At 48.4% G+C, this 21,925-nt stretch carries 26 protein-coding genes; 6 read left to right on the plus strand and 20 right to left on the minus strand.

Translation table 11 applies throughout. The features are described 5' to 3' along the window. Nucleotides 1–49: 49 nt before the first annotated feature. The 10 genes from EDD73_RS10410 to EDD73_RS10455 all read right to left on the minus strand — a co-directional run bounded on the left by EDD73_RS10410 (nt 50) and on the right by EDD73_RS10455 (nt 8,523). Nucleotides 50–481 carry a phage tail fiber protein gene (locus EDD73_RS10410; RefSeq protein ID WP_131919729.1) on the minus strand — a complete coding sequence of 144 codons (432 nt, stop codon included), beginning with the start codon at nt 479–481 and terminating at the stop codon, nt 50–52. Nucleotides 482–571: 90 nt separating this feature from the next. Next, entirely contained in the window at nt 572–1,336 is a 765-nt protein-coding gene (locus tag EDD73_RS10415; RefSeq protein ID WP_131919730.1) for a carotenoid biosynthesis protein, read from the minus strand. Nucleotides 1,337–1,445: 109 nt separating this feature from the next. Beyond that, the gene (locus EDD73_RS10420; RefSeq protein WP_165876456.1) at nt 1,446–2,741 is read right to left on the minus strand and encodes an ATP-binding protein; all 1,296 of its coding nucleotides are present in this window, start codon (nt 2,739–2,741) and stop codon (nt 1,446–1,448) included. After that, entirely contained in the window at nt 2,732–3,673 is a 942-nt protein-coding gene (locus tag EDD73_RS10425) for a DUF1638 domain-containing protein (RefSeq protein WP_131919732.1), read from the minus strand. The genes EDD73_RS10420 and EDD73_RS10425 overlap by 10 nt, the downstream gene beginning before the upstream one ends. Next, complete coding sequence (locus tag EDD73_RS10430) at nt 3,654–4,691, minus strand: uroporphyrinogen decarboxylase family protein (protein WP_131919733.1); 1,038 nt, start codon at nt 4,689–4,691, stop codon at nt 3,654–3,656. Before EDD73_RS10430 ends, EDD73_RS10425 begins: the two co-directional genes overlap by 20 nt. Next, nucleotides 4,688–5,371: a cobalamin B12-binding domain-containing protein gene (locus tag EDD73_RS10435; protein WP_165876457.1), complete on the minus strand. Its 684-nt coding sequence runs from the start codon at nt 5,369–5,371 to the stop codon at nt 4,688–4,690. The genes EDD73_RS10430 and EDD73_RS10435 overlap by 4 nt, the downstream gene beginning before the upstream one ends. A 111-nt stretch (nt 5,372–5,482) precedes the next feature. Further along, nucleotides 5,483–6,001, minus strand: coding sequence for a pyridoxamine 5'-phosphate oxidase family protein (locus EDD73_RS10440; protein WP_131919735.1), 519 nt, complete (start codon nt 5,999–6,001; stop codon nt 5,483–5,485). A 79-nt stretch (nt 6,002–6,080) separates the two neighbouring features. Further along, nucleotides 6,081–7,310, minus strand: a complete 1,230-nt coding sequence (locus tag EDD73_RS10445) for an LL-diaminopimelate aminotransferase (protein WP_131919736.1) — start codon at nt 7,308–7,310, stop codon at nt 6,081–6,083. 111 nt (nt 7,311–7,421) lie between these two features. Further along, nucleotides 7,422–7,871 carry a PilZ domain-containing protein gene (locus EDD73_RS10450; protein ID WP_165876458.1) on the minus strand — a complete coding sequence of 150 codons (450 nt, stop codon included), beginning with the start codon at nt 7,869–7,871 and terminating at the stop codon, nt 7,422–7,424. A gap of 217 nt (nt 7,872–8,088) precedes the next feature. Next, complete coding sequence (locus EDD73_RS10455; RefSeq protein WP_165876459.1) at nt 8,089–8,523, minus strand: PilZ domain-containing protein; 435 nt, start codon at nt 8,521–8,523, stop codon at nt 8,089–8,091. 287 nt (nt 8,524–8,810) lie between these two features. Between EDD73_RS10455 and EDD73_RS10460 the strand changes: the two genes are divergently transcribed. From EDD73_RS10460 to EDD73_RS10475, 4 genes are all read left to right on the plus strand, one after another. Next, on the plus strand, nt 8,811–9,020 hold the full coding sequence (locus EDD73_RS10460; RefSeq protein WP_131919739.1) for a DUF3006 domain-containing protein: 210 nt from the start codon (nt 8,811–8,813) through the stop codon (nt 9,018–9,020). Between the two features lie 45 nt (nt 9,021–9,065). Then, entirely contained in the window at nt 9,066–10,118 is a 1,053-nt protein-coding gene (locus tag EDD73_RS10465) for a ComEC/Rec2 family competence protein (protein WP_131919740.1), read from the plus strand. 217 nt (nt 10,119–10,335) lie between these two features. Further along, entirely contained in the window at nt 10,336–10,563 is a 228-nt protein-coding gene (locus EDD73_RS10470; RefSeq protein WP_131919741.1) for a hypothetical protein, read from the plus strand. 74 nt (nt 10,564–10,637) lie between these two features. After that, nucleotides 10,638–11,702, plus strand: coding sequence for a two-component system sensor histidine kinase NtrB (locus tag EDD73_RS10475; RefSeq protein ID WP_131919742.1), 1,065 nt, complete (start codon nt 10,638–10,640; stop codon nt 11,700–11,702). 12 nt (nt 11,703–11,714) lie between these two features. Here the strand turns inward: EDD73_RS10475 and EDD73_RS10480 are convergent, their stop codons facing one another. Then, nucleotides 11,715–11,975 (minus strand): hypothetical protein, encoded by a 261-nt coding sequence (locus EDD73_RS10480; protein WP_131919743.1) that lies wholly within the window; start codon nt 11,973–11,975, stop codon nt 11,715–11,717. A 156-nt stretch (nt 11,976–12,131) separates the two neighbouring features. On the opposite strand from EDD73_RS10480, the gene EDD73_RS10485 reads away from it, so the two are divergent. Beyond that, complete coding sequence (locus EDD73_RS10485; RefSeq protein WP_131919744.1) at nt 12,132–12,446, plus strand: hypothetical protein; 315 nt, start codon at nt 12,132–12,134, stop codon at nt 12,444–12,446. 106 nt (nt 12,447–12,552) lie between these two features. Here EDD73_RS10485 and EDD73_RS10490 read toward each other — a convergent pair whose 3' ends face one another. The 8 genes from EDD73_RS10490 to EDD73_RS10525 all read right to left on the minus strand — a co-directional run bounded on the left by EDD73_RS10490 (nt 12,553) and on the right by EDD73_RS10525 (nt 18,213). Continuing rightward, complete coding sequence (locus EDD73_RS10490) at nt 12,553–12,960, minus strand: pyridoxamine 5'-phosphate oxidase family protein (protein WP_207668867.1); 408 nt, start codon at nt 12,958–12,960, stop codon at nt 12,553–12,555. Between the two features lie 154 nt (nt 12,961–13,114). Further along, nucleotides 13,115–13,381 carry an anaerobic ribonucleoside-triphosphate reductase gene (nrdD, locus tag EDD73_RS15620; protein WP_406567189.1) on the minus strand — a complete coding sequence of 89 codons (267 nt, stop codon included), beginning with the start codon at nt 13,379–13,381 and terminating at the stop codon, nt 13,115–13,117. Nucleotides 13,382–13,490: 109 nt separating this feature from the next. After that, nucleotides 13,491–13,814, minus strand: a complete 324-nt coding sequence (locus EDD73_RS10500; protein ID WP_131919745.1) for a hypothetical protein — start codon at nt 13,812–13,814, stop codon at nt 13,491–13,493. A gap of 105 nt (nt 13,815–13,919) precedes the next feature. Beyond that, entirely contained in the window at nt 13,920–16,250 is a 2,331-nt protein-coding gene (locus EDD73_RS10505) for a hybrid sensor histidine kinase/response regulator (RefSeq protein WP_165876460.1), read from the minus strand. Between the two features lie 299 nt (nt 16,251–16,549). Further along, a complete protein-coding gene (locus EDD73_RS10510; protein WP_131919747.1) occupies nt 16,550–16,876 on the minus strand; it encodes a type II toxin-antitoxin system HicB family antitoxin in 327 nt (108 codons plus the stop codon). Between the two features lie 73 nt (nt 16,877–16,949). Beyond that, nucleotides 16,950–17,174 carry a type II toxin-antitoxin system HicA family toxin gene (locus EDD73_RS10515; protein ID WP_131919748.1) on the minus strand — a complete coding sequence of 75 codons (225 nt, stop codon included), beginning with the start codon at nt 17,172–17,174 and terminating at the stop codon, nt 16,950–16,952. Between the two features lie 38 nt (nt 17,175–17,212). Further along, nucleotides 17,213–17,782 carry an ADP-ribosylglycohydrolase family protein gene (locus EDD73_RS10520; protein ID WP_131919749.1) on the minus strand — a complete coding sequence of 190 codons (570 nt, stop codon included), beginning with the start codon at nt 17,780–17,782 and terminating at the stop codon, nt 17,213–17,215. Nucleotides 17,783–17,910: 128 nt separating this feature from the next. Then, a complete protein-coding gene (locus EDD73_RS10525; RefSeq protein ID WP_131919750.1) occupies nt 17,911–18,213 on the minus strand; it encodes a monooxygenase in 303 nt (100 codons plus the stop codon). 869 nt (nt 18,214–19,082) lie between these two features. On the opposite strand from EDD73_RS10525, the gene EDD73_RS10530 reads away from it, so the two are divergent. After that, nucleotides 19,083–20,006 (plus strand): tyrosine-type recombinase/integrase, encoded by a 924-nt coding sequence (locus tag EDD73_RS10530; RefSeq protein WP_131919751.1) that lies wholly within the window; start codon nt 19,083–19,085, stop codon nt 20,004–20,006. Between the two features lie 237 nt (nt 20,007–20,243). On the opposite strand, the gene EDD73_RS10535 is transcribed toward EDD73_RS10530, so the two are convergent. After that, a complete protein-coding gene (locus tag EDD73_RS10535; RefSeq protein WP_264672928.1) occupies nt 20,244–21,830 on the minus strand; it encodes a S8 family peptidase in 1,587 nt (528 codons plus the stop codon). Nucleotides 21,831–21,925 lie beyond the last annotated feature (95 nt).

The raw sequence follows: 21,925 nt of genomic DNA on the forward strand, positions 1-21,925 counted from the left end.
AGAGCCAGCGAGCCCAGACCAAGCCGTTCTAAAAAAGATCTACCTGTCCCTATTCTGCCGCTTCAACCTCAAGCCCAGCAGCAGCCAGACGCCGCCGCCGCTGCTCCTCGCAATGCTGACACGTAGGCTTGGCAATCATCAAGGTCAACTCCGTCGGTAAGATCTCCAACTGATCGCCCACTTCCACCACACAAGGGGCCAATAAGGGTGAACAATATCCCCGGTCCCCTTCGACAAGAATCCCCATGTGCGTAATGGTACCCCAGTCGGTCTCAGCCACCGGAAACAAAATCGTCTCTTGGTTCTGCGCCATCCAACCGTCACCTGTTTTTTGCACTGCAAACACAACCGACGGTCGTTCATAGCCGCCACCCTGGACCTCCAAGGACCGGTTCATCGCAAAAAGGCCCTGGTCATCCATGGTTGACGACATCACCGGATTCTCTACATATAAGGCCACTTGACAAATTGGTTGCTCCACGTTTTTTCTCATCCTTACTGTTATGATTATGCTATGCTGTTTCATCGTTTCGCCGGGATGGTTTCGCCAGAATGGTTCCGCCGGGGATGCTTACTCGGAACCACCTTCCCTGGCACTGCCGATCGTGCTCCCCCACATCCACCGCTCCGACCTACGATCGCGGAATTCTACAAGCGCGATGACCACGATGGCCACCAGAAAGGCCAAGAACAGATTGGATTTGAGGGCCAACAAACCAAACATCAATAACACACCTTGATACAAGCGCCGCGCTTGCTCCAGCACCTTCCCCTGGACCTCACGGATGGGAAACAGCAGCGATAACAGCGCAGCCAGCACAAACCACCCGGCAAAGTTCTGTGCCGGAATCCCATAGTACACACCCGTATCATACCAAGTCCAGAACCCCCGGGCATAGGCCACCGGATCAAGAACCGCATCAAAAGCCAGTGCCCAACAACCTACTTCCAACGCCCGCCAGCCCAGTGTACGGGCTCGAGCAATGGTCACCCCATTCGTTACCACACCGATCCAAGCAAAACCAATCGCCAGCGGCACACCGCCCAAAGCTTCACCGAGGACCGTGGAATAGGAGTAGGCACCAAAGGGCCAACCCGTTTTTGTCCCTACCCATTCCACAACAAAAGCAATGACCGCCACCGCTATGGCGCGGCCGAAAAACAGCTTTCTACTCCCCGGCGTATGGCGATCCAAATACAGCGCATACAAAGCATAGAAGAACAAAAAAGCTCCATTGGCAAACCGCAACATCTCAGGAACCTGCAAAAATAGCAGTAAAATCAAACCGATGGCATACCAAAACCAAAATACATACGCGATCAGATGCGTTCCCACAATATCGCTCCTATGCAACAGCCATCTTCTTACGCCATTATCATACCATACAATCGGTACGGTCACACGGTTCGCACAGGAATCGCCTGTCTTCTTTTGCCACCAATCATCAAGGAACCCATTTCTGCAACACAGCAATCAGGCGATCACGTGAAAAGGGCTTGCTCACATAATCATCCATTCCGGCCCGCAAGCATTTCTCTCGCTCGCCGGCGACAGCATGCGCTGTCAGTGCAATGATCGGCGTGAACTGCTTACGCTGCGCTTCGCGCTTACGGATCCGCCGCGTCGCCTCATATCCGTCCATCACCGGCATTTCACAATCCATCAAAATCACCGCATACGGTTTGTCTTCCACCGCTTCCACCGCTTTTAAGCCGTTGTCAACGATATCCACCATGTAGCCCAACCGCTGCAGATGCATGCGCGTGACCATCTGATTGACTTCATTATCTTCGACAACCAGCACCAGTCGCCCCTTCTTGGACGATGAATCGACGTTGGCTCTTCCCACAACCCCTTCACTGGCAGCAACAGCGGACCATTCGTGCTTCATGGGAAGCGCAAAGGAAAAGATCGAGCCCTGCCCTTCTTGACTTTGCACTTCCATCGTGCCCCCCATCAACCCGATCAACCGGTGTGAAATCGCCAGTCCCAGCCCCGTACCACCATACTTGCGCGTCGTTGTCTGATCGGCCTGCGTAAAAGGCTGAAAAAGCCGACTAAGTGCTTCAGACGATAAGCCAATCCCCGTATCGGTAACGACAAAACGCACCAACACCGCTTCCGGATCCACGAGCGTCACCGTCAGACCGACCTTACCACGCTCAGTAAACTTGACAGCATTGCTAAGTAAATTTAAGATCACTTGATTTAAACGTACAGGATCACCGCAAACCGTTGCCGGAATCGCCGGTGAAATTATACTGTACAAAGACAATCCCTTTTCCTTCGCTGGCTTATCAATGATCGCCAGCATCTTGGTAATTGATGAGGGTAAATGAAAAGGAATCCTTTCCACTTTTATCTTCCCTGCTTCAATTTTGGATAAATCAAGAATATCATTGATGATGCTCAAGAGGGCCTCGGAAGAATTCCGTGCAATGGACGTCATGTGCCCTTGTTCTTCCGTTAGGTTTGTATCCTGGAGCAAATCAAGCATGCCCATGATCCCGTTGATCGGTGTGCGAATCTCATGGCTCATCATCGCCAAGAACTCGCTCTTGAACTGGCTGGTAATTTCAGCTTGCTCCTTCGCGAGCTGCAGCGACGCTTGCGTCGCCATCAGATCCTGATAGGTCCGCGCATTGACAATGACCAGCCCACAAATCCGGCTGAGTGTTTTGGCCAGATCCATGTACCGGTGAATATGTTGCGGAAACATCACCTGATCAATCAGAAACAAGCCCATCTTACGGTTGTGGTAAATGATACGAAAAAAAACCCTTGCCCTGAAGCCAGCGGCTTCAAGATCCAAGAATCCCCCTCGTCAGTTTGCTCATCCGCTTCCCGCAAGGGCCGATATTCCAGTCGTTGGGGTGCAAATAACATCGTAAAGAGTTCTTTGATCTTCTCGATCGCTTCTTTTTCTTCCATAAGTTGTGTCAAATCAATGATGAGATCAAAGGCCATCGCATAATTGGCGATCCGTTGCGACAGACTTGCCTGCACCGCCGCATGTTCTTGACGGTCTTTTACCAATTGCCATTCCAGCAAACGATTTTTGACGATATAAGCAAAATGATCGAGACCCACGGGCAACACTTCGTAAGGTACGCCGAGATAGTGGGCCATCGCTTGTAGGTTACGCACACCGTCCGGATCAACACCGGTATCCAGAAGCACTAACCCGGTGAGACATTCCTGAAAAAACCCGCGCGCCGTTGCTTGATCAAAGCCCCAGTCGGCAAGGTACTCTTCCCAGCGGGCAAGCCACCCCGGCGTTAATAGATATTTGCCCTTGGCCAGCAATGCTTGCACCGTCGCTTCATTCAGAAAATAATGAAAGCAAAGGGCCGGCATAGCCGAATCCCGGGAAAAATCGACATCGCACGTTCCCAAGCATGTTGCCGTCATGATCCGTAATAGGCCCTTCGTTGCTTGTTCTTGCTGCTCCCGCTCTTGTCCCCGTCCCTGCTCCAGTTCATTGTACGCGCTGTCACTCGTCTGTCCATTACAAAGCGCGGCTTTTTGCTTCGCTCGCATGCAACAAGGCGGGAACGTTTTGATCTGGATTGACGGCGCCGTCACCAAACCCGTACGCAACAACATTTGCACTTCACCGGCGAGATTGGTACAAACCTGAATTGTTATGTCTTTATCGCTTCGTCCATTCAAGAGGATACCGCCCCCATTTTTCTACAGCCAAAGCAATCGCTTGTAGTGTCTCTTCGGTTACCTGATAGGGGATTTCACCATGATTATCAGCCAGCAAAAAGCCGCCATGTGGCCCTGCTTTGGCGATCGTCGCTTTAACAATGGCTTCCGCTTCCTCCGGTGTCCAGTTCCACATCTCCAGACCATTAAGGTTACCAAGAAGGGCTGTTTTTCCGGCACAGTTCGCTTTCAGTTGCCCAAGATCCTCCAGCGTACTCACGCCAATGGCTTGCACCCCAAGGCGAAGTAAGTCATCGAGCACTGGCATACAGCGACCGGACGCCAGGTGAATCACCGTGGGGCCCTGTATGCGCGACAACACACGCTGGGCAACAAGGTAGCCCGTCTGTCGATACAGATCGCGCGAGATCATCGTCGGTGAACTCAAAGGATCAAAGTAACAGATCGCCGTTGCACCCGCCGCAAGCTGCGCATTGGCCCACTCCACACAAAAAGTCTCGTTCACTTGCATCAACCGTTCAAATAACAAGGGTTGCTCATAGATCAATTCAATATACCGTTCAAAACCAAATTGCATCACCGGCACAGAAAAGGGCGAGATGACCACACCGATCACGGGCACCGCCCCGGCCGAGAGCCGGTGTAACCCCTCGGTTACCGTCAACAAGCGTTGCAAGCATGGCACTTCCGCTACGCGAACTGGCTCCAAATTCCGGATGGCCTGCACATCTTGAATGATGGGCGTCCCGGAATTGGGCGGGCCGTCATCACAAAAAATAACATCCCCACCATAGGCTTCAACTTCAACAGCAGCATACGTGAACGTGTAATAACAATCGTTGCGGTACTTTTTTTGTAACCGCCGTTGTCCCTCGATCACATGGTCGGCCGCAGAGTAATACTCCTTGATACTCATTCCCAACTCTTTGGCGCCGTGCATCGTCAATGTCAGCAACAGCGGCACTTGGTCCGGTTCTTGATGCTGTAATGCCCGCAGTACACGTTCCATCGATGTCATCGGTTGTTCCCCCTTTCCGGAGTCATTGTGCTCATCCGGTCCGGCGATGCGATCACTCGTTCCAACACTTGCACGGCGTCACTGGCATTGGTGGCCATCGCATGGGCACCGACGTAAGCCCATAACTTGCGGTTTAAATTGAAGGGAGCTCCACCGACGATCACCCGAACTGACAAGTGGGCCTGTTGGAACTTGTCGACCAAATCCTTTACTGCTAACGCCGAATTTAAAATCAATGTGGAGAGCAGCAAAATTTCTGTACCGTGACGTTTGACGGCTTCGATCACTTCTTCGACTGTCAGGCCATGGCCAAAATCAACCATGCGATAACCGTGAGAATGCAAAAAAGCGGAGACAATCCGTTTGCCTAGCGAATGGTAATCAGCCAGCGTGACAATGGCAATTGGTGGAGTTTCCTTGGGGGCAATGCAATTTTCTCCGGACAACAATGATTCCACAAGTTGTTCACAAATCCGCGAAGCCATATACACTTGTGCCAGTGATACGGTCCCTTCTTCCCATCCCTCACCGATATCGGTCAATGCCGGAACGATGACCTCCTCAATCACGGTTAATGGCGGAGCACTCCCGAGTCGCATGGCAATGAACTGTTCCGCTCCTGCACGCTCCGCTTGCAAAAGCAAGTTGTAAAAATCGTTGTACCCCCCCTTATCAACCAAAGCCGAACCTCCTTCCACGGAAACCGCTTACCCCTATCTTCATGGGGTTCTCGATGTGACATCTAAAAAAAGCAGGAGCATATGATCGATGCTCCTGCTTTGCGCAGTATGTTACTTAGACCGCGGATAATCACGATGATGATGGCATTTGGCCTGAACCTCGTGGGCGTGGCACTGGCAGTTGTCATCGTGGTGGTGATGACCACCTTCATCCGGCAGAAAGTCCCTGTTTTTATGCGGACATTCGGTAATCTCCGTACTGCCGAGCAGCGGGAGAATCTTGTTGAGCTGAAAATACAGGACATGCAAGGGTTCCCGCTCATCGTTCGCTTCTATGCCGTAGGCATGTTTTAGGATAGCAGCTGTTTTTTGCGGATCTTTTTCTTCTTCCGTTCGGGTTAAGTATAGCCGGACACCGGCAAATTTACCGGCTTCCGCAAAAAGATAGGAGGCGTGAGGATTGGCCATGATATTGCGATAGGTCAAGCGCTCACTCATGATAAAAGCGAGCGTTCCATCGTCCATAAACAGCGGTCGGTCGTAGACAGCCGTATTGACCTGCCCTTGTTCATCAGCCGTAGCTAAAATACCGATGCCGTGCTGTTCTTCAAAATACTTTTTTAAGGTCATCCACGTCTGATCTCTCCAACGGAAAAATCAGCCACTCACCTCCTGTTTTGGTTCTGACTTGAGGAGCGCCTCGTGCTGATTACATCTTGGTGCGGATACGCTCCAAGGCACGGGCGGTGTTTTCCCGAGTACCAAAGGCGGTCAAGCGGAAATAGCCTTCCCCGCTGGCGCCGAAGCCTGCGCCGGGCGTACCAACCACGTTAGCTTGCTTGAGCAGCTTATCGAAGAATTCCCAAGAACCGAGGTTGTCCGGCGTTTTCAGCCAGATATACGGCGCATTGACGCCACCAAAGACTTTATAACCGAAGCTGATCAGGCCTTCGCGGATCATCTTGGCGTTTTCCATGTAGTAATTGATGTTATCGCGGATTTCCTTTTGACCGGCTTCAGAATAAATGGTTGCGGCAGCTACCTGTACCGGATAGGAAACGCCGTTGAACTTGGTCGTTTGCCGACGCAGCCAGAACTTATTCAAGCTGTGGGCATTGCCGTCCTGATCATAGGCCATCACTTCTTTGGGCACGACAGTGTAGGCGCAGCGGGTTCCGGTAAAGCCGGCCGTTTTGGAGAAGCTGCGGAACTCTACGGCGACTTCGCGGGCACCTTCGATCTCATAGATGCTGCGGGGAATATCGGCTTCTTGAATGAAGGCTTCATAGGCAGCATCGTATAGGATGATCGATTTATTTTCGCGGGCATAGTCAACCCATTGCTTTAGCTCATCGCGGGTCAGCGTCATCCCCGTGGGGTTGTTAGGGAAGCAAAGATAAAGCATATCGACGCGGGTCTTGGGCAGTTCCGGCTTCATGCCGTTTGCTTCCGTACAGGGCAGGTAGACAATGTTGTCAAACTGGCCTTTTTCATTGAATCGACCGGTGCGGCCGGCCATGACGTTGCTGTCTACATACACAGGGTAGACAGGATCGGTGACGGCAATGATGTTGTTAAGGCCGAAGATTTCCTGGAAGTTGGCGGTGTCGGGCTTCGAACCGTCGCTGACAAAGACTTCGTCCACGTCGACCTGAATACCGCGGGATGTAAAATCGTTGTCGATGATTTTTTGAATCAGGAAGTCATAGCCCTGTTCCGGACCATAGCCGCGGAAAGATTCAGCGCGCCCCATTTCATCGACGGCGTCATGCATCGCTTGAATGACGGCCGGTGTGAGGGGCCGGGTAACGTCACCGATACCCAAACGGATAATATCGGCATCGGGGTTTTCTTGTTTGAACTGATTGACACGACGGGCAATTTCCGAAAAAAGATAGCTTCCGGGCAACTTCAGATAATTCTCGTTAATCAGCGCCATAACTTTTGATTCTCCTCTTTGCGTTGGTAAGGTTCTATCTTCAATTATAGTATAGGCAAGCAGATGGTGCAAACCAATGACGGCAGATCATGGGCAAATCCCGGTCAAATTCTACCTTCTTGCCGGTACCGGCTTTTCCGCTTTTTTCATTAACTCACATGTACGGCGACAAAAATTACACTGCACGAGCATGCGAACGACATCATTCGTTTGCAAAAAAACAGTTGCATCACTTAAGCAGATGCTCAATTGCGTCGCTTGTGCCTGATCATCAAATACAAACTCACAGCCGTAATGATTGCCTTGCTTCCAGACGATTTTGGCCCGCAAACGTAATGGTTGAATCAATCGGGCTTCCAGATCAAGTTCAAAGTGAACTTGATCATTCACCGGAAAATCCAAATTAGTCCGAAGTCCGGCACCACCATTACTGATATTATAAATGCAGGCGTGGCCCTCATGGCTATGGTTGATAGGTATCCCATTGATTTTGCTGATTTTTATTTTTGTACACAGATGGGTACCATTAAATTGAATGCGTTCATGCCTTCGCCGTTCCATGGTAGGGGATCCCCCTTCGTGTTTGAGATTCATGCGAACTTATACGGTATTGGCACTGTCTTGATACTTAAATTTTACATGAGGAAAAAGAAAAAGTCTTTTCTTTTGTCTAATTTTTCTTTTGATCACACGGCAACGAAGGGTAAAAAAAACGGCTGCCCTTGTAAGGGCAACCGTTTTTTTCGGAAAGTATTCTTAATCATCCCAAATTCCAACCCTACGACACCTCGATACCGTTCATAACCTCACAATTCGTCTGGCAAAAATCACATTCCACAAAAATATGGGCAATATCATTAGTCTTCAAGTACACGGCTGTATCATTGATGCAGATATTCAGGTACACCCGGTCCTCTTCATGGTCAAAATTAAACTGGCAGCCAAACATTTGTCCATGCTTCCACATCAAGTTCGCCCGTAGCTTCAACGGATGCACCATCCGGGTTTCCAGCTCAACTTCCACTTCACAATGGGGATCAACGGGCAAATCCAGATTGGTCCGGAATCGCGCGCCGCCACTGCTGATATCAAAAATACAAGCTTGGCCTTCTTTTCCTCTTACGGGAATGCGATTGATATGGACAATTCTGAGCGTTGTGCACAAATGTCTATCGGCAAAATTAAGCCGTTCATATTTTCTTCTTTCATCCATCGAATTACCTCCCTTCATACTGTTGTAACCATTAGTTCATCAATAACTGCCATGACTGCCTGCATTAAGACCCAGCGAACACACTATATGTATTAAATTTTACATTACTTTAATGCAAAAGTCTTTGCTTTGCAAATGGGTTTCCCAAACTTTTTTATACCCATAACATACTTATATTTACAACTATGCTCTACAAAAAAGTCAGTTGCCCTCCTTTTTCCGCCTGCTTCATCCGGGTTACAATAGAGCTACGTTACCCATGATGCCGAGCAAAGGAGGCATGCCCTATGCACTGGACCGTCGACCGCTTGGAAGGCGACTGGGCCATTCTTGAATGCCCTGATCAACAGATCGTTCGCTTACCTCGCAATCAGCTTCCGGCCGATTTACGGGAAGGCGACCTGCTGCAGGTTACCTTCACTATTAATCATCAAGCCACCACTAGGTGTCGCCAGCAGATGAACGATCGGATCGATGATTTTTTCACTAATCCCTGATAATGCCGATGACATCCCTGGATCAACAACAAAGGAGTGGACCCTATGCCCCACCATTTTACCGCTGCCGGCGCTGCGGGAGCTTCCCAACGATCGCCGATTACCGGCCGTTGGCACATCCCTAGCCGTTGGCTCCTTGCTCCACTGGCCCTCTTTTTCGCTTTGACGATTGCCGGTTGCGGTAGCCAGGCCACCACCGGCAATGCCGTTCCCTCGGCGCCATCGTCTCCCTCCCACGCCACTGCCACCGCGCCAACAGCCGGCGCCACCGCTGTCAACGGTGACACCGCATCCGTAGTACCGGCAGACCAGCGTTCCCCAATCACTGCCGGTGACGGCCGCCTGCAGATCCACTTTATCGATGTGGGTCAAGCTGACAGTACGCTCATCGCCACACCGCAAGGCCAGTTCGTCTTGATCGACGGCGGCAACCGCGATGATGATAAAATCGTTACGAATTACCTGCAAGCCCAAGGTGTCAAGAAGCTTACTGCCGTCGTAGCAACGCATCCTCACGAAGATCACATCGGTGGCCTGCCGGCCGTCCTCAAACGCTTCTCTGTGGAGACAGTCTACCTGCCCAAGGCCACCAGTACCACGAAAACCTTCGAAAATCTGCTCAACGCCATTGAAGCCAGTGGCGCCAAGCGCGTGCAAGCCAAAGCCGGCGTTGTGATTCCCTTACAGGATATCACTGCCACGATGCTTGCTCCCCTGAGCAACACCTATGACGCTCCCAACAACTACAGCCCGGTGATCAAACTGACCTACGGCAAGACATCCTTCTTGCTTACAGGCGACGCCGAAACCGCATCGGAGTCGGAAATGATACGCAGCGGCGCCTCGTTGCAAGCAGACCTGCTTAAAGTAGGCCACCATGGCAGTTCTACCTCTACGTCGCTTGATTTCCTCAAGGCGGTTTCGCCAACCTATGCCGTCATCACCGTAGCTACACCGAACGACTACGGCCATCCCCATCAAAAGATTCTCGAACGTTTGGCGAAGGCCAAGGTTCAAGTGTTCCGCACCGACCAAAACGGTACCATCGTCGCCGTCAGCGATGGCAAAAAACTGCAAGTGATCCCGTCTCGCCCCTAATCGTCTTAGGAATACCCTGGCTAGCAACATATTACGAAACGATGAGGCAACACTTGGGAATATTTTAACCTTTCTCGCCCTAAGTAAGCAGGCGCTACGGTCCTGCTTTTTTTGATCAGCATCGAAGCTGCGATCCTGCTTTTTTGGATCGGCACCGAAGATCCGGTGCCGACATAATCTAGATCACACATGCCGAAAGCAAGAGAGAGGATGTCTGGTGACTAAAAAAAACAACAATCAAAAAAAATCCAAAACGGCCTCCCCGTCGCCACTCATCGGGTCGCCCGATTCTCTGCTTGTCATCCTTGGCTTATTGAGCGGCGCTTTGATCGTTTCCTCCGTCATCATCAAAAACGATCAAACCATTCAGATCGTCCTTGACGGCTCCTTGGCCCGTAGCAAAGCAGGAACGTCTGATGATACGCCCTATGAACTCTTGCGCTAAACAGGAATACACACCCATACATAACAGTATCACTATTTAAATAAATGGTGATGTAAGATTGGAAGTTGAACGAAATGAGCATACCGGTAGGTTATTTACCATTCTCCCATATGAAAAATGATGTTTTTTATACGGTTTTTCGCACCAGCCCGCAGCTCATGACCATTCATCAGTTCCCTGACGGTGATTTTCTCGATGTCAATGACAGTTTTACTCGCTTCACCGGTTATACCCGGGCTGAAGTCATTGGCCAATCACCAAAAAACAAGAAGTTCAACGGCCCTTTCACTCACATCGATAATTTTTTAACGTTACTGCTGAATCGCACCAACCCGAATGGCTACATGGCTTCTTATTTCACTAAAGATCATCAAGAGCGGGTCGGCCTTTTTTCGGGTGTCCTGGTCTCACTGCAAGGACAAGCATGTGTCGTCCTGCAAGTTCAGGACATTACTGAACAGCAGCAGCTTTTGCATGACGTCAAACGCAATGAGCGCCTGCATCTGATCAGTCACGTCGCCGCAGGCATCGGCCATGAGATTCGCAACCCCCTGACCACCGTTCGCGGGTTTCTACAGCTCATGCACAAAAAAGAAACCGATCCGACACGAACCGATCAATTCGCGCTCATGATCGAAGAGCTTGATCACGCCAACAACATCATCACCGATTTTCTCTCGTTGACCCGCTCCCAGCCATCCTCCCTTTCCTGCTACGGGCTCCATGCTTTTATCACTGCCCTCCTCCCCGCCTTCCACGCCATGGCGGAAGCGCGAAGCCAAACGGTTGTCCTTACCTTGGATTCCAGCGAACCGATCGTCCACATCGATCAGATGGAATTCCGCCGGCTAGTACGTCACCTTGTGCAAAACGGGCTGGAAGCGATGGAACCTGGTCAGACCTTGACCATCGAAACCGCTTCCACGCCCCATGCCGTTTTACTGAAGATACGCGATCAAGGATGCGGCATTCCTGCCGGAAACCTCGCCAAAATCTATCATCCTTTTTTTACGACCAAAGATCACGCGCTCGGCTTAGGCTTGGCGATATGCGAGCAGATCGCTGCCCATCATCATGCCACATTGCAAGTGGACACAGGCCCGCAAGGAACCACGTTCACGGTGTGCTTGCCGCACTAAACCCGGCACCGTTCAGGTAGGACAGGCTTCTCCCAGCGCTTTATAGATGGGCGCCAAACGGCGTCGTTCTTCTGCCGAGGCTAACAGCCGACCTGCCGGGCCTTCCAGATAGATCTGTTTGTTGCCCTCATCCATCACCAGAAATGGTGCACCGTCGATCACCAGTACCGGCCATCCCTGCTTGTGGGCAAAGCGCACTTCTGCTGCCGGGACTCCCGGATACCCATTGGTAAGCCGCAATCGACCTTGACGATCACGATACGCATAAGCCATCTCTCTCACCTCTTCTAGCCAAGATATGCAGTAACCTCGAAAAGGTCAAAACACCACTCCCATCCCTGCCTGAACCGCTAGCTGAAAGACGCAGGGATTTCGTTGTTCCCGTCGAAAATTACTCCATATCAACATCATGAGGAGGAGTTGACTCCATTGCCAAAGGTCCGGCTTTTTATCCTTGCCCTCAGTCTTGCCGCGATGCTCACCGCTTGCGGCGACGACACCAAATTCAATGCGTCCTTCGCGGCTAACCAGTTCGTTATGCAAAAGTTAAATGCCTCCACCGGCCTTGCTTTCCAGCGCTTCAGCGAAGAACAAGTGACCCCCCTGGGCGACAAACGCTATCAGGTCGTTTCCTTTGTCGATGTTCCCACCGCCACCGGTGAAACAAAGCGGATTCATTATACGTGCATCGTCAAAGACAGCCCCATGAAATGGGAGCTGGAAAAACTCGATACGACTCCGTAAGGTGAAAAAAAGACCAACCACGGAAGCAACAGCTTCATGGTTGGTCTTTTTTGATTGGTCTTTTGATGATGATCTTTGATAAGTAGCCTTTTGATGACAATGACGATTATGCCTGGTGACGCGGGCAGGTGGTGACTTCCTCGCCGCCTAACAGCTTCAAGGTGCGGTCCACTTGGAAATAGACCAGGTGAATCGGTCCTTCCGCATTGAGCTCATCGGCATAGCAACGACGGCGAATTTCTTGTGCCTTGGCATCGTCGGCTTCCACTCCAACTTTGGTCAGGTACAAACGATAACCGGCCATCTTCGGTGCTTCTACAAAAAGATAGCACGCTTTGGGGTTGGCCAGGACGTTTTGATAGGTCAAGCGTTCACGCATAATAAAGCCTACCGTGCCATCTTCCATGAAATGCGGTTTTGCATAGATCGCCGCATTAACTTCTCCTTGTTCATTGGCCGTCGACAAGATGCCCAGCCCGTTGGTTTGTTCAAAATAGGCCTTTAACGTCATCAATGCTCTGATTCTCACTGAGGAAAATCAGATATTCACCTCCTGATAATAATTCCTTTTTATGCTTCGACGGCGGGAAGGTTTTTCCTGCTCATCAATGCTAGTTCCTCTTGAAATGATCTCCCTCGATGCCAATGATTATCCGCAAAAAATCACTTTAGCCGGCGTGGGACACCCGATGTTCCAACTCGGCTTTCTTGGCATCATTAAAATTATTCACTTTGCTTAAGTACCCGGTTATGCGACGAATCCGTTCAATGGGCACCTCACCGCAAACACGAAAACAAAGCCCATCTTCCCGCCAAACTTCCACGGTGTGGGGCATGTACACCTTATCTTCTTCGATAACTTGCTGCGCGGCTGCCATGATCTCGCTTTGCTCTTGCGCAGTCAGGACCGAACCATCAAGAACTTTCATCTTCATTGCGCTCACCTGCTTACTTAAAATATGTTTTTAGTCTACCACAACCTTTTCATTTTGTCTCACTGATCGGTCGTTTTTTTTAATAATAGTTACTGCTATCTAGACTATATCATTTTTTCGTTGATGTTGTTGTCGATTTGGATTTAGATGTGGATTTGCTCTTTTTCACTTTGATGTCTGTATCACTATACTTCTTCGAATCATCAAGAATGTCATCATCGGCGGCATAGACATAGCCGGCTTGCTGGGCCGCAGTTACATCGGGTAAAAATACTTCTTCAATAACTTCATTGTAATCATCATGACCGGGTTCAAAATATACTTTTTGACCGTCCCTCGCAGTGACCCCTTTCACTTGGCTGGCGCTACCGCAAGCAGTAAACAAAACAAGCGATAGGGCCACACTGACAGCGGCAATGGCTTTACGATGCATTAAAAAATACGCCTCCTTGTCATAATCTCGAAACTGAGTGAGGTTGAATATGGAAAAGAAAATGCTGTCCCAAAGAAAAGTAGGCTTCGCCAGTGGTGGCGAAGTCTACTTTTTACTCATTTCGGTCGAAAGATAGTGCGACAACGTTTCCAGCAACACTTTTTTCTTTACTGGTTTGGCGAGGACCGTATTGCAACCCGCCGCCAGACAACGCTCCTGATCCTCAGCGAACACGTTAGCCGTTAGCGCGATAATCGGAATCGGCTCGCGTCCATTTAATTTCTCCCATTGCCGGATTTCCTGGGTCGCTTCATAGCCGTCTTTAACGGGCATTTGAATATCCATGAGAACAAGATCATATTCTTTCCGCTTGAATTGATCAAGGGCGACCACTCCGTTTTCTGCAACATCAAGACGGCATTGCAAAGCCTTTAGGTATAGTTGAACCATCATGGCATTCACTTCCGTGTCTTCAACCAACAATATCTCCCAAAGACGATCGGTGTCATTCGATTTGCCCGTCGACGATGGCTTGAGTTCATCAACCCCTATCGTCGGGGATGGCAACGGTACCGTTGGCAATGGCAATGAATCGGCCTGTAACGGAAGAAAAACAGCGGTAAAAGAAAAAGTACTCCCTTTGCCCGGCTCACTTTCCACGCGGATTTGACCGCCCATGAGTTCCACTCGCTTTTTACAGATCGATAACCCTAAGCCGGTTCCACCATACTTCCGGGTAATAGACGCATCACCTTGGATGAAAGAATCAAATATGTTGGTTTGGAGTTCATCGGGAATGCCGATACCCGTATCGGTTACGGTAAACCGCAAGGCTATCGGTTGTATCGGCGATGGGGGTGGATCACTGTTTGGTGGATCACTGTTTGGTGGATCACTGTGGGATGGTTCAAGGTCCACAGCGAGAGTGATATTCCCCTGTTCGGTAAATTTTACGGCATTACCTAGAAGATTCATGAGAATATGATGAAGACTTTCCGAATCCCCTTCCAATAGCAGCGGAACTTCAGGGGCGATGGCTTCTTTTAGCACGAACCCCTTCTCCATGGCTTTAGGTGTGAACAGTTTGGTAAGATGGGCAATAAAATCAGCCAGATTGAATACAAGCTGTTTTGATTCTATTTTTCCTGATTCGATCTTCGAAAGATCGAGGATTTCGTTGATTAACTTAAGAAGATTGTTGCCGGAATCCCGGAATATCGAGATATATTTTTTTTGTTCTTCAACTAATTGGGTTTCCCCAAGCAGTTCGACCATTCCCAGCATCGCGTTTAAGGGGGTTCGTATTTCATGAGACATATTGGCCAGAAAACTGCTTTTTGCCAGGTTGGCCACATCGGCTTCTTCTTTAGCAATAATCAGTTCATTTTCGATCCGCCGACGCTCGATAAGCTCATTCTCCAAGGTCAATGTCTTCTGGCGGATTTCTTCTTCCAGTTCATTGGTTTGGATAATGATTTTCCCGGTCAACGGACGCAGTAGAAAGGTCATGCCGAGTACACCCAGCACAATAAGCATGCTGATAATCGAAGCAATCATGACCACTTGTTGCTGTATGGGGACATAGAGTTCGGTGTCGTCCATGCGCACGAGAATTCCCCAGGTGGTTCCCGTAACCGGTCCGTAGGCGATAATGCCATAAGTTGAATTCTCGGAAGTGAAGACCCCTGTCTCACCGGCAGCCGCTTTTTGTAATGCAAGGCCGATTTCCGATGTGAGAGATATCCCAGCGCTTTCAAGGTTCATGGTTTTTTGCGGTTGAAAGAAAAGTACGCCTTGCCCATCTTGGATGCGGCCAAGCAACATCTCCCCGGATTCCCCAAGACCGGTGTTATCGGCGACGATATCGCCTAATTCTTTGAATGAAAAGACAACCTTGTCCACGCCCAGACGCTCACCATTGCTGCCCAGAATCGGTGCACTGACAACCAGCAGGGACTGATTTCCCTGGTTGATCGGATCGCTAATCTGGGTTCCTTGGAAAAGGTCTTTGGGAAAGTTACGCTCTGGCTCCGGTAAGGGAAGTCCGATTTGGACAACGGCTTCGCCCTGATGATCAAAACGGGTGATCCCCTGTACGTCCGACGATTGCTTCAGTGCCTCCGTCAAACGCCCCACGGTTTCAGCGATTAATTCACTCCGGCTGATTTCCCCATGGGTATACGCGGCCAAGCTTTTTTTGATCTGGCTGCGACTGGCGATTTGCAGGGTAACTTCACGGCTTTTGGAAAGGAATTGCTCAACGGCCATCGTGCGTGAGCGGGTGGCAAAAATCATCTGTTCATTTACATAGTTCTTCAGGTGTTGGTAGAGCGGGAATATACTGACTAGCGCGACAATAAGGCCGATAGTCAAAATCCCCAAGGCGGAATAGCGCGTAATCGCTTTTTGGATCTGCTGCGACGATTCCGATACCATGGTAGATACCCCCTCATTATCCCTAGATTGAATGAGGCTCATTATGTAAAGACAGCGCTGCCGGTTAAATTCTCATTGATATGGTGAGGATAAATTTACAGTTTATTAAGACAAGGTAAATCTAAGTAGAATATCAAGCTTCTTACCTAAACTATAAAACTTGTTCGCGCAAATGACAATCCTTAAATGTGCGATATGAGCAAAGGACACGCAAAAAGAGCGGGTACATCAAGTACTCGCTCTTTGCGTTCGTTATGTGTTGGCGGAGGCGGCGGAAAAAAACCAGGCATCCCGCCTGGTCAACGACTTAACTTATACAGCATGAATTGATTCAACGATACGCCATCCCGCTGCGCCTCTTTGGCCAACCGACGGTGCAGGCTCTTGGGAATCCGAACAACAAGCTTACCACTGTATCCCTCATCGGTCAGCGGTTCCGGGATTTCATCGCCATGTTCCAGTTTTACTTCGATCCATCCCTCCATTGCTTCACGGAGATTCTCGTGAAGCTCTTCTAAGGTATTGCCGTTGCTTTGGCAGCCATCCAGTTCCGCGACTTTGCCGAAGAAATATCGTCCGCTTTCGTCTCGGATGTGTTGAATCTCAAACGTATACGGCAATGCCATGTAGTACGTGAGGTCTTTCTTCTGTTCTTTCTGTTCCATTCGTGTTGGCAAGGGGTTTGGGTGAGGACCAGAACTAGCGACCGATCCTCGCCAATATGTCCCGTATGTACGCTGCTTTCAACGGTGTTTCTTCTTTCACGGTGATCACATCGCCTTGTGAATTGCGAAAGTGTCGATGCGAACCTTTTTTACGCACCAAAGCGTAGCCGTAATGCTCAAGTACTTTTTCCGCTTCCGAAAAACGTATCCCGCTGGGTTGGCGTAACATCTTCTCGATGATTTTTTCAACCCCTGCCATGGTACACCTCCTTTGTTTTTATAGTATCATATATAGTATCACCGTTCAAGAACCGATGGGTCAATGAACGCACCATTAAGGAATAGACCACAAGTTGCACTGGCTTCGACATCCCAATGGGTCATTCGCGCAATTTCGTGGGCTTGGACCAAAGTATCCGATGGAAATTCACTTACACCATAGACAATGCCGACAGGAAGTGTCCTCATCAACGCCCCGTTTCCCGCTGTCATCCCGCTCTCCTCATGAAGCTTCCGGGATGACTCGTACCACTCTCCCGACCTGATTACACTGCTTATCACTGTGCGTATCGTTAGCCCGACATCCGGCGGATTGGTTTGAAACCAATTCACGAAGCGTTTTCCAATCGCCGGCACAGACTCCTTGGGGTTCTCGATGATTCCTTCAGCGACGGCAATCATCATTTCTGTATCATCGGTCCATTGACCCGGGGTGAGATCGAGCCAACCTCCACCAACAATATCTCGGAGTTCGCCGTATTGTTGATTAATTTCGTCCGCCGCCATGAATTCTACCGTCGCTCCTAAGGCATCACCGATAGCACATCCGTATACTCCGCCGCGGATACGACTATGTAGGTCAAGCATATTATCACCTTTTACTTCAATTTAATATCATAAGATGGTTTCGACCCTACGCTTTATATTCCTTTCCAATGATTAAAAGCCGTTCCGCTAAAATGCAGGAACGGCTTTTGTAACCCCTAGTCAATCCACTATTCAAGCTTACCCCGGTCAATCAAGGTCAGGGGAACATTAACATCGAATTTCTTGGCGTTAATGTTTACTATTCCAAAAGACGCCAATCGGGCGGTATGTTTCTCAAGATAGCGGTCCAGAGCTTCTTCATTGGCGAACAGGTAAATCCCGCCACTTTCTTTGGTGTTCTGATTTTCAGTCCAGATTTTCCAGATCAGGTCTTTTTCAGTTGCAATGTCTTGCGCCAGGCCTTCAAATGCCTTCGACATTTCTTCGCCCCAGGGGCCCTCCATTTTGAAGTCAATCTGTAGGAGTTTCATTCTGATCCCCTCCTTCTTCTTGTTTCGTTTTTGCCTGATGATTCTTTCTAACCGCACTGCATCGCAATTTCGGTGATTGATTTTTCCCCTTCCAGCTTTTAATGGTCTCTAAATCAGCCTAGTTTTGTCCAGTTCTACCCACTTATATTCCTTAAACTCCACTAAAGCTTGTCTTTGGTAAGGAAACGCTCCATCTTTCATTACCAGTGAACATGCAGGTAGAGGCACAACTATTCCTTTGGCTCAATCAACGTATAGTTACAAGACGTACATCTATATAAACTAAACCGCTCATCAACGGTAACAACATGGTGAAGAGTTGAATACCCACAATCTGGACAGGCATAGCCTTTTCCTGAGCCAACCTCTTTAGGTATGTGTCTCCAATTCCAACCCACTGATTTACATTGTGAACATTTACGATAGCTGCCCTCATCGTGAAATGTTTGCGTTTGACAATTTGGGCACAATGCTCCTTTTCCTTTATTCAAAGCAACACATCCTTATCATTCCTTTTGTTTCTTCTAAACGCTTATCTAATTCCATCTAAAGGCCCCTTTTTACTTTGTAGTTATCACCATTTTTAGATTTTCCACTAGATACTTTAGCGACTTAGACAATTAACCAGTTCCGCTCACGACCTCCATATCCAGCTTATAAACACCGATCATGCCGCTGCTGCTAACCGACAAGTTAAATTGACTTGTGCTGCCTAGTACCAGGACGTTGCGGTTACCCTTCCGGTGATCATTCTCTCAGTGTATATGCGATCAAAAATGGTATAATGGAACCGGAAGCCCAGATAAAAGCCACTGTTATCACCGGAATATTTGATCGCATATTAAACGCGGAAGGTAGATGCAGCAGCCATGATTGAACAATTCATAGCAGACTTGGAACAGCGGGGGAAAAGTCCATTAACGGTCCAGCAGTACAAAGCAACATGGCAGCGGTTCAGTAAATGGTTCGACCGTGAACGAGCCGCGACGGAATCATGGAAAGCCGTCCCCCTACCACACCCCCAGGGGGCACCCCGTGGGTTGGGGTTAGTGCTTCAATCGGACGTATCACGTTTCAAAAGGTGGGCTGGAAATCATTACAAAACCCGTACTGTGGCCCTGACCATAACTCAGCTACGGGTGATCTTTGAATTCTATGTCAAACGCGGCGATATACCGGACAACCCTGCCGCTGACGTGGAGAATGTACCGACACCGGCTCAGAATATAAAGTGGCTTTCCCGCAATGAACAGAACATGCTGGTACGTACTGTTCGTCAACGGGGCAACCTGCGGGATCTAGCATTGATAACCGTCTTCTTACATACAGGGCTACGGGTGAATGAAGCGGTGAACGTGCGAATGTCTGATCTAATCCTGTCCGACCGAAAAGGGTTATTAACCGTTCGCAACGGTAAAGGGGGCAAGTACCGGGAGATTCCGTTAAATAACGATGTACGGAAGGTGCTGGCGACGTACCTAGCGGAATTCCCCCGGCAAGCAGACGATTATCTGTTTTTCACCAACCGATCACCCCAAATGACCACAAGGGCAGCTCAGGTGATTATCGATAAGTACAAAGATATGACCGGGATCGATCATCTGACTTGCCATAGCCTGCGGCATACCTTCGGACATGAACTAGCAAGCCGGAAGATTCCGCTTGACGTGGTGGCCCGGCTGATGGGACATCAAAAAGCAAACGGCGATCCTTGCATAGCAACGACGATCATTTACACCCAGCCTGGCCCGGATGATCTGGTAACTGCGGTGAATGAACTGGAATGGACATGAAGCAGAGAACCCTGTCGTATTGAATGACTTTCGGTTAAACTAGCGGGTCAAACCACCCCTCCCAGGACAACCCAAACCCCTACGTACCCTTCCGCTTTCCCCCAATCAATAACTATGAATCCTGCAGTCCCTAGGTTGTGGTGGATAACCGGAATAGACTTGAAGTCTTATAACTTAAGGTTATGCCCCCTGAATGGTAAGACAATAATCAGATGTTGATATAATATGGATCGCAATTTATTGCCTTTGATTATCTAGAATAACTCTTATATCTTGTGTGATTCTAATGTTTCTATGAATGAAGTTGTTTGCATCCAACATCTTCTCTACTTCATTATAAATTGGATTTTTTCTAAGATGATCTCTTACGGTAATAATTATACAAAATTCTTGCGATAAATCAGTATTATCAAACTGTGCCTTTTTCTCAATAAAACTTCTATAAAGACCACTTACCTTTATGTACCATCCCTTGGGTGCTTTGATGTATTTCTCTTTATTACCTGGCTTTAACTCCGATAGATCAATTGCATACTTTTTATGGGGATAAAACTTATCACCATATCGGGTTAATATTTTTTCTGTTTGGCCAAATTTAGTTCCGCTATATTCTTTCTTTTTGCTGAAGACATCGGCTGTTAATATATTCCCTCCACCATCTCTTCCGATAGGATTTTTAATGTTTCGCTTCGATGTATCTCTAATTTTCTTTTTGTCATACGTGCCTAGTTTTAACTCAATGTTAGATTGGCAGTACTCTGCTCCTTGACTTTCAGATAAAATAGGGGAGTTAACCACTGTTGCTATTATTTGGCCATAATAATAGCCATCATTATCTACCAATGATTGGGGAAAAGGGAAATCAAGTATTTCTATAAACTCGCCCTTTGTAAGACTATGTCTTAAAATTAATGTAGCTTCATATTCGTCATTGAAAATAATTTCACCAACATTTTTAGGGATACCAAAGCCCAACTTCTTTAGTTTCTCCTCAATGGGTAAGTTTATATTATCGGGGTATTGGCTTGAATGTATTAATAGAGCTTTGATAAGCAATGGATCAAAATCTTCAATTATCTGTTTTTGTAAACCCGCCGCGATTGCTGAGACTCTTGGTGTGGAAAAGCTTGTACCAACTTTTTTATAGACAGTTCCGTCTATTCTAAAAGAATTAACCCCATTATCGGTAACCCGCCCATTATTTACTCCACAATTACCGCCGTAATGAACTAAGTCTGGTTTGATGATAAAAGAAGGACCTGGGCCAACTCTACTGAAAGGTGAAACGTGATTTTCTTCAGCTAAATCTCCGTTACTCGTTGACTGTGCAACAGAACCAACCGTTATAGCCCTTACAGAGTCGGCCCCCCTAGAAATGCGACTCGCCTCTAATCCATTTATATAATTATTACAATTACCCGCTGACTTAATGATAAGAACTTTTTTTGCATCTTGAATATTATCCAGGGCAATACCGAAGTGAGAGAATTCCTTTTCCTCAGTACTTTGTTTGCTTCCTAAAGATAAATTCCAAATCTTAATCCTATCCCCATATCTATCTATCACTTCATTGATATTATTGATTAAATCCGCTTCTAAAATACTTTCCGCTCTTGGATTCGGGAAAACCGTTGCGTCAAAAAGCTTACAACCCGATACACCAGTGTAAGGTTTATCTTGAAGAATATCTCCGAAGCAAGCAATCCCTGCAACAAAGGTTCCGTGCGACCGATCAATGGAGGTTTCTGGATAACTGGTGTACCTGTCAAACACCCATTGTCTTAGTTCTGTTATATTAGCTATTCCACTATCTAAAACACCTATTAGAGTCCGTCTAGGAACCTAATGAAAATAAGCATGGTATTCGTTGAAACTGTGTTTTTTCCAAATTAATCAAGAAAGTAGCCACAAAACGCACC

The sequence above is a fragment of the Heliophilum fasciatum genome, from assembly GCF_004341395.1.
GTDB classification, from domain to species: Bacteria; Bacillota; Desulfitobacteriia; order Heliobacteriales; family Heliobacteriaceae; genus Heliophilum; species Heliophilum fasciatum.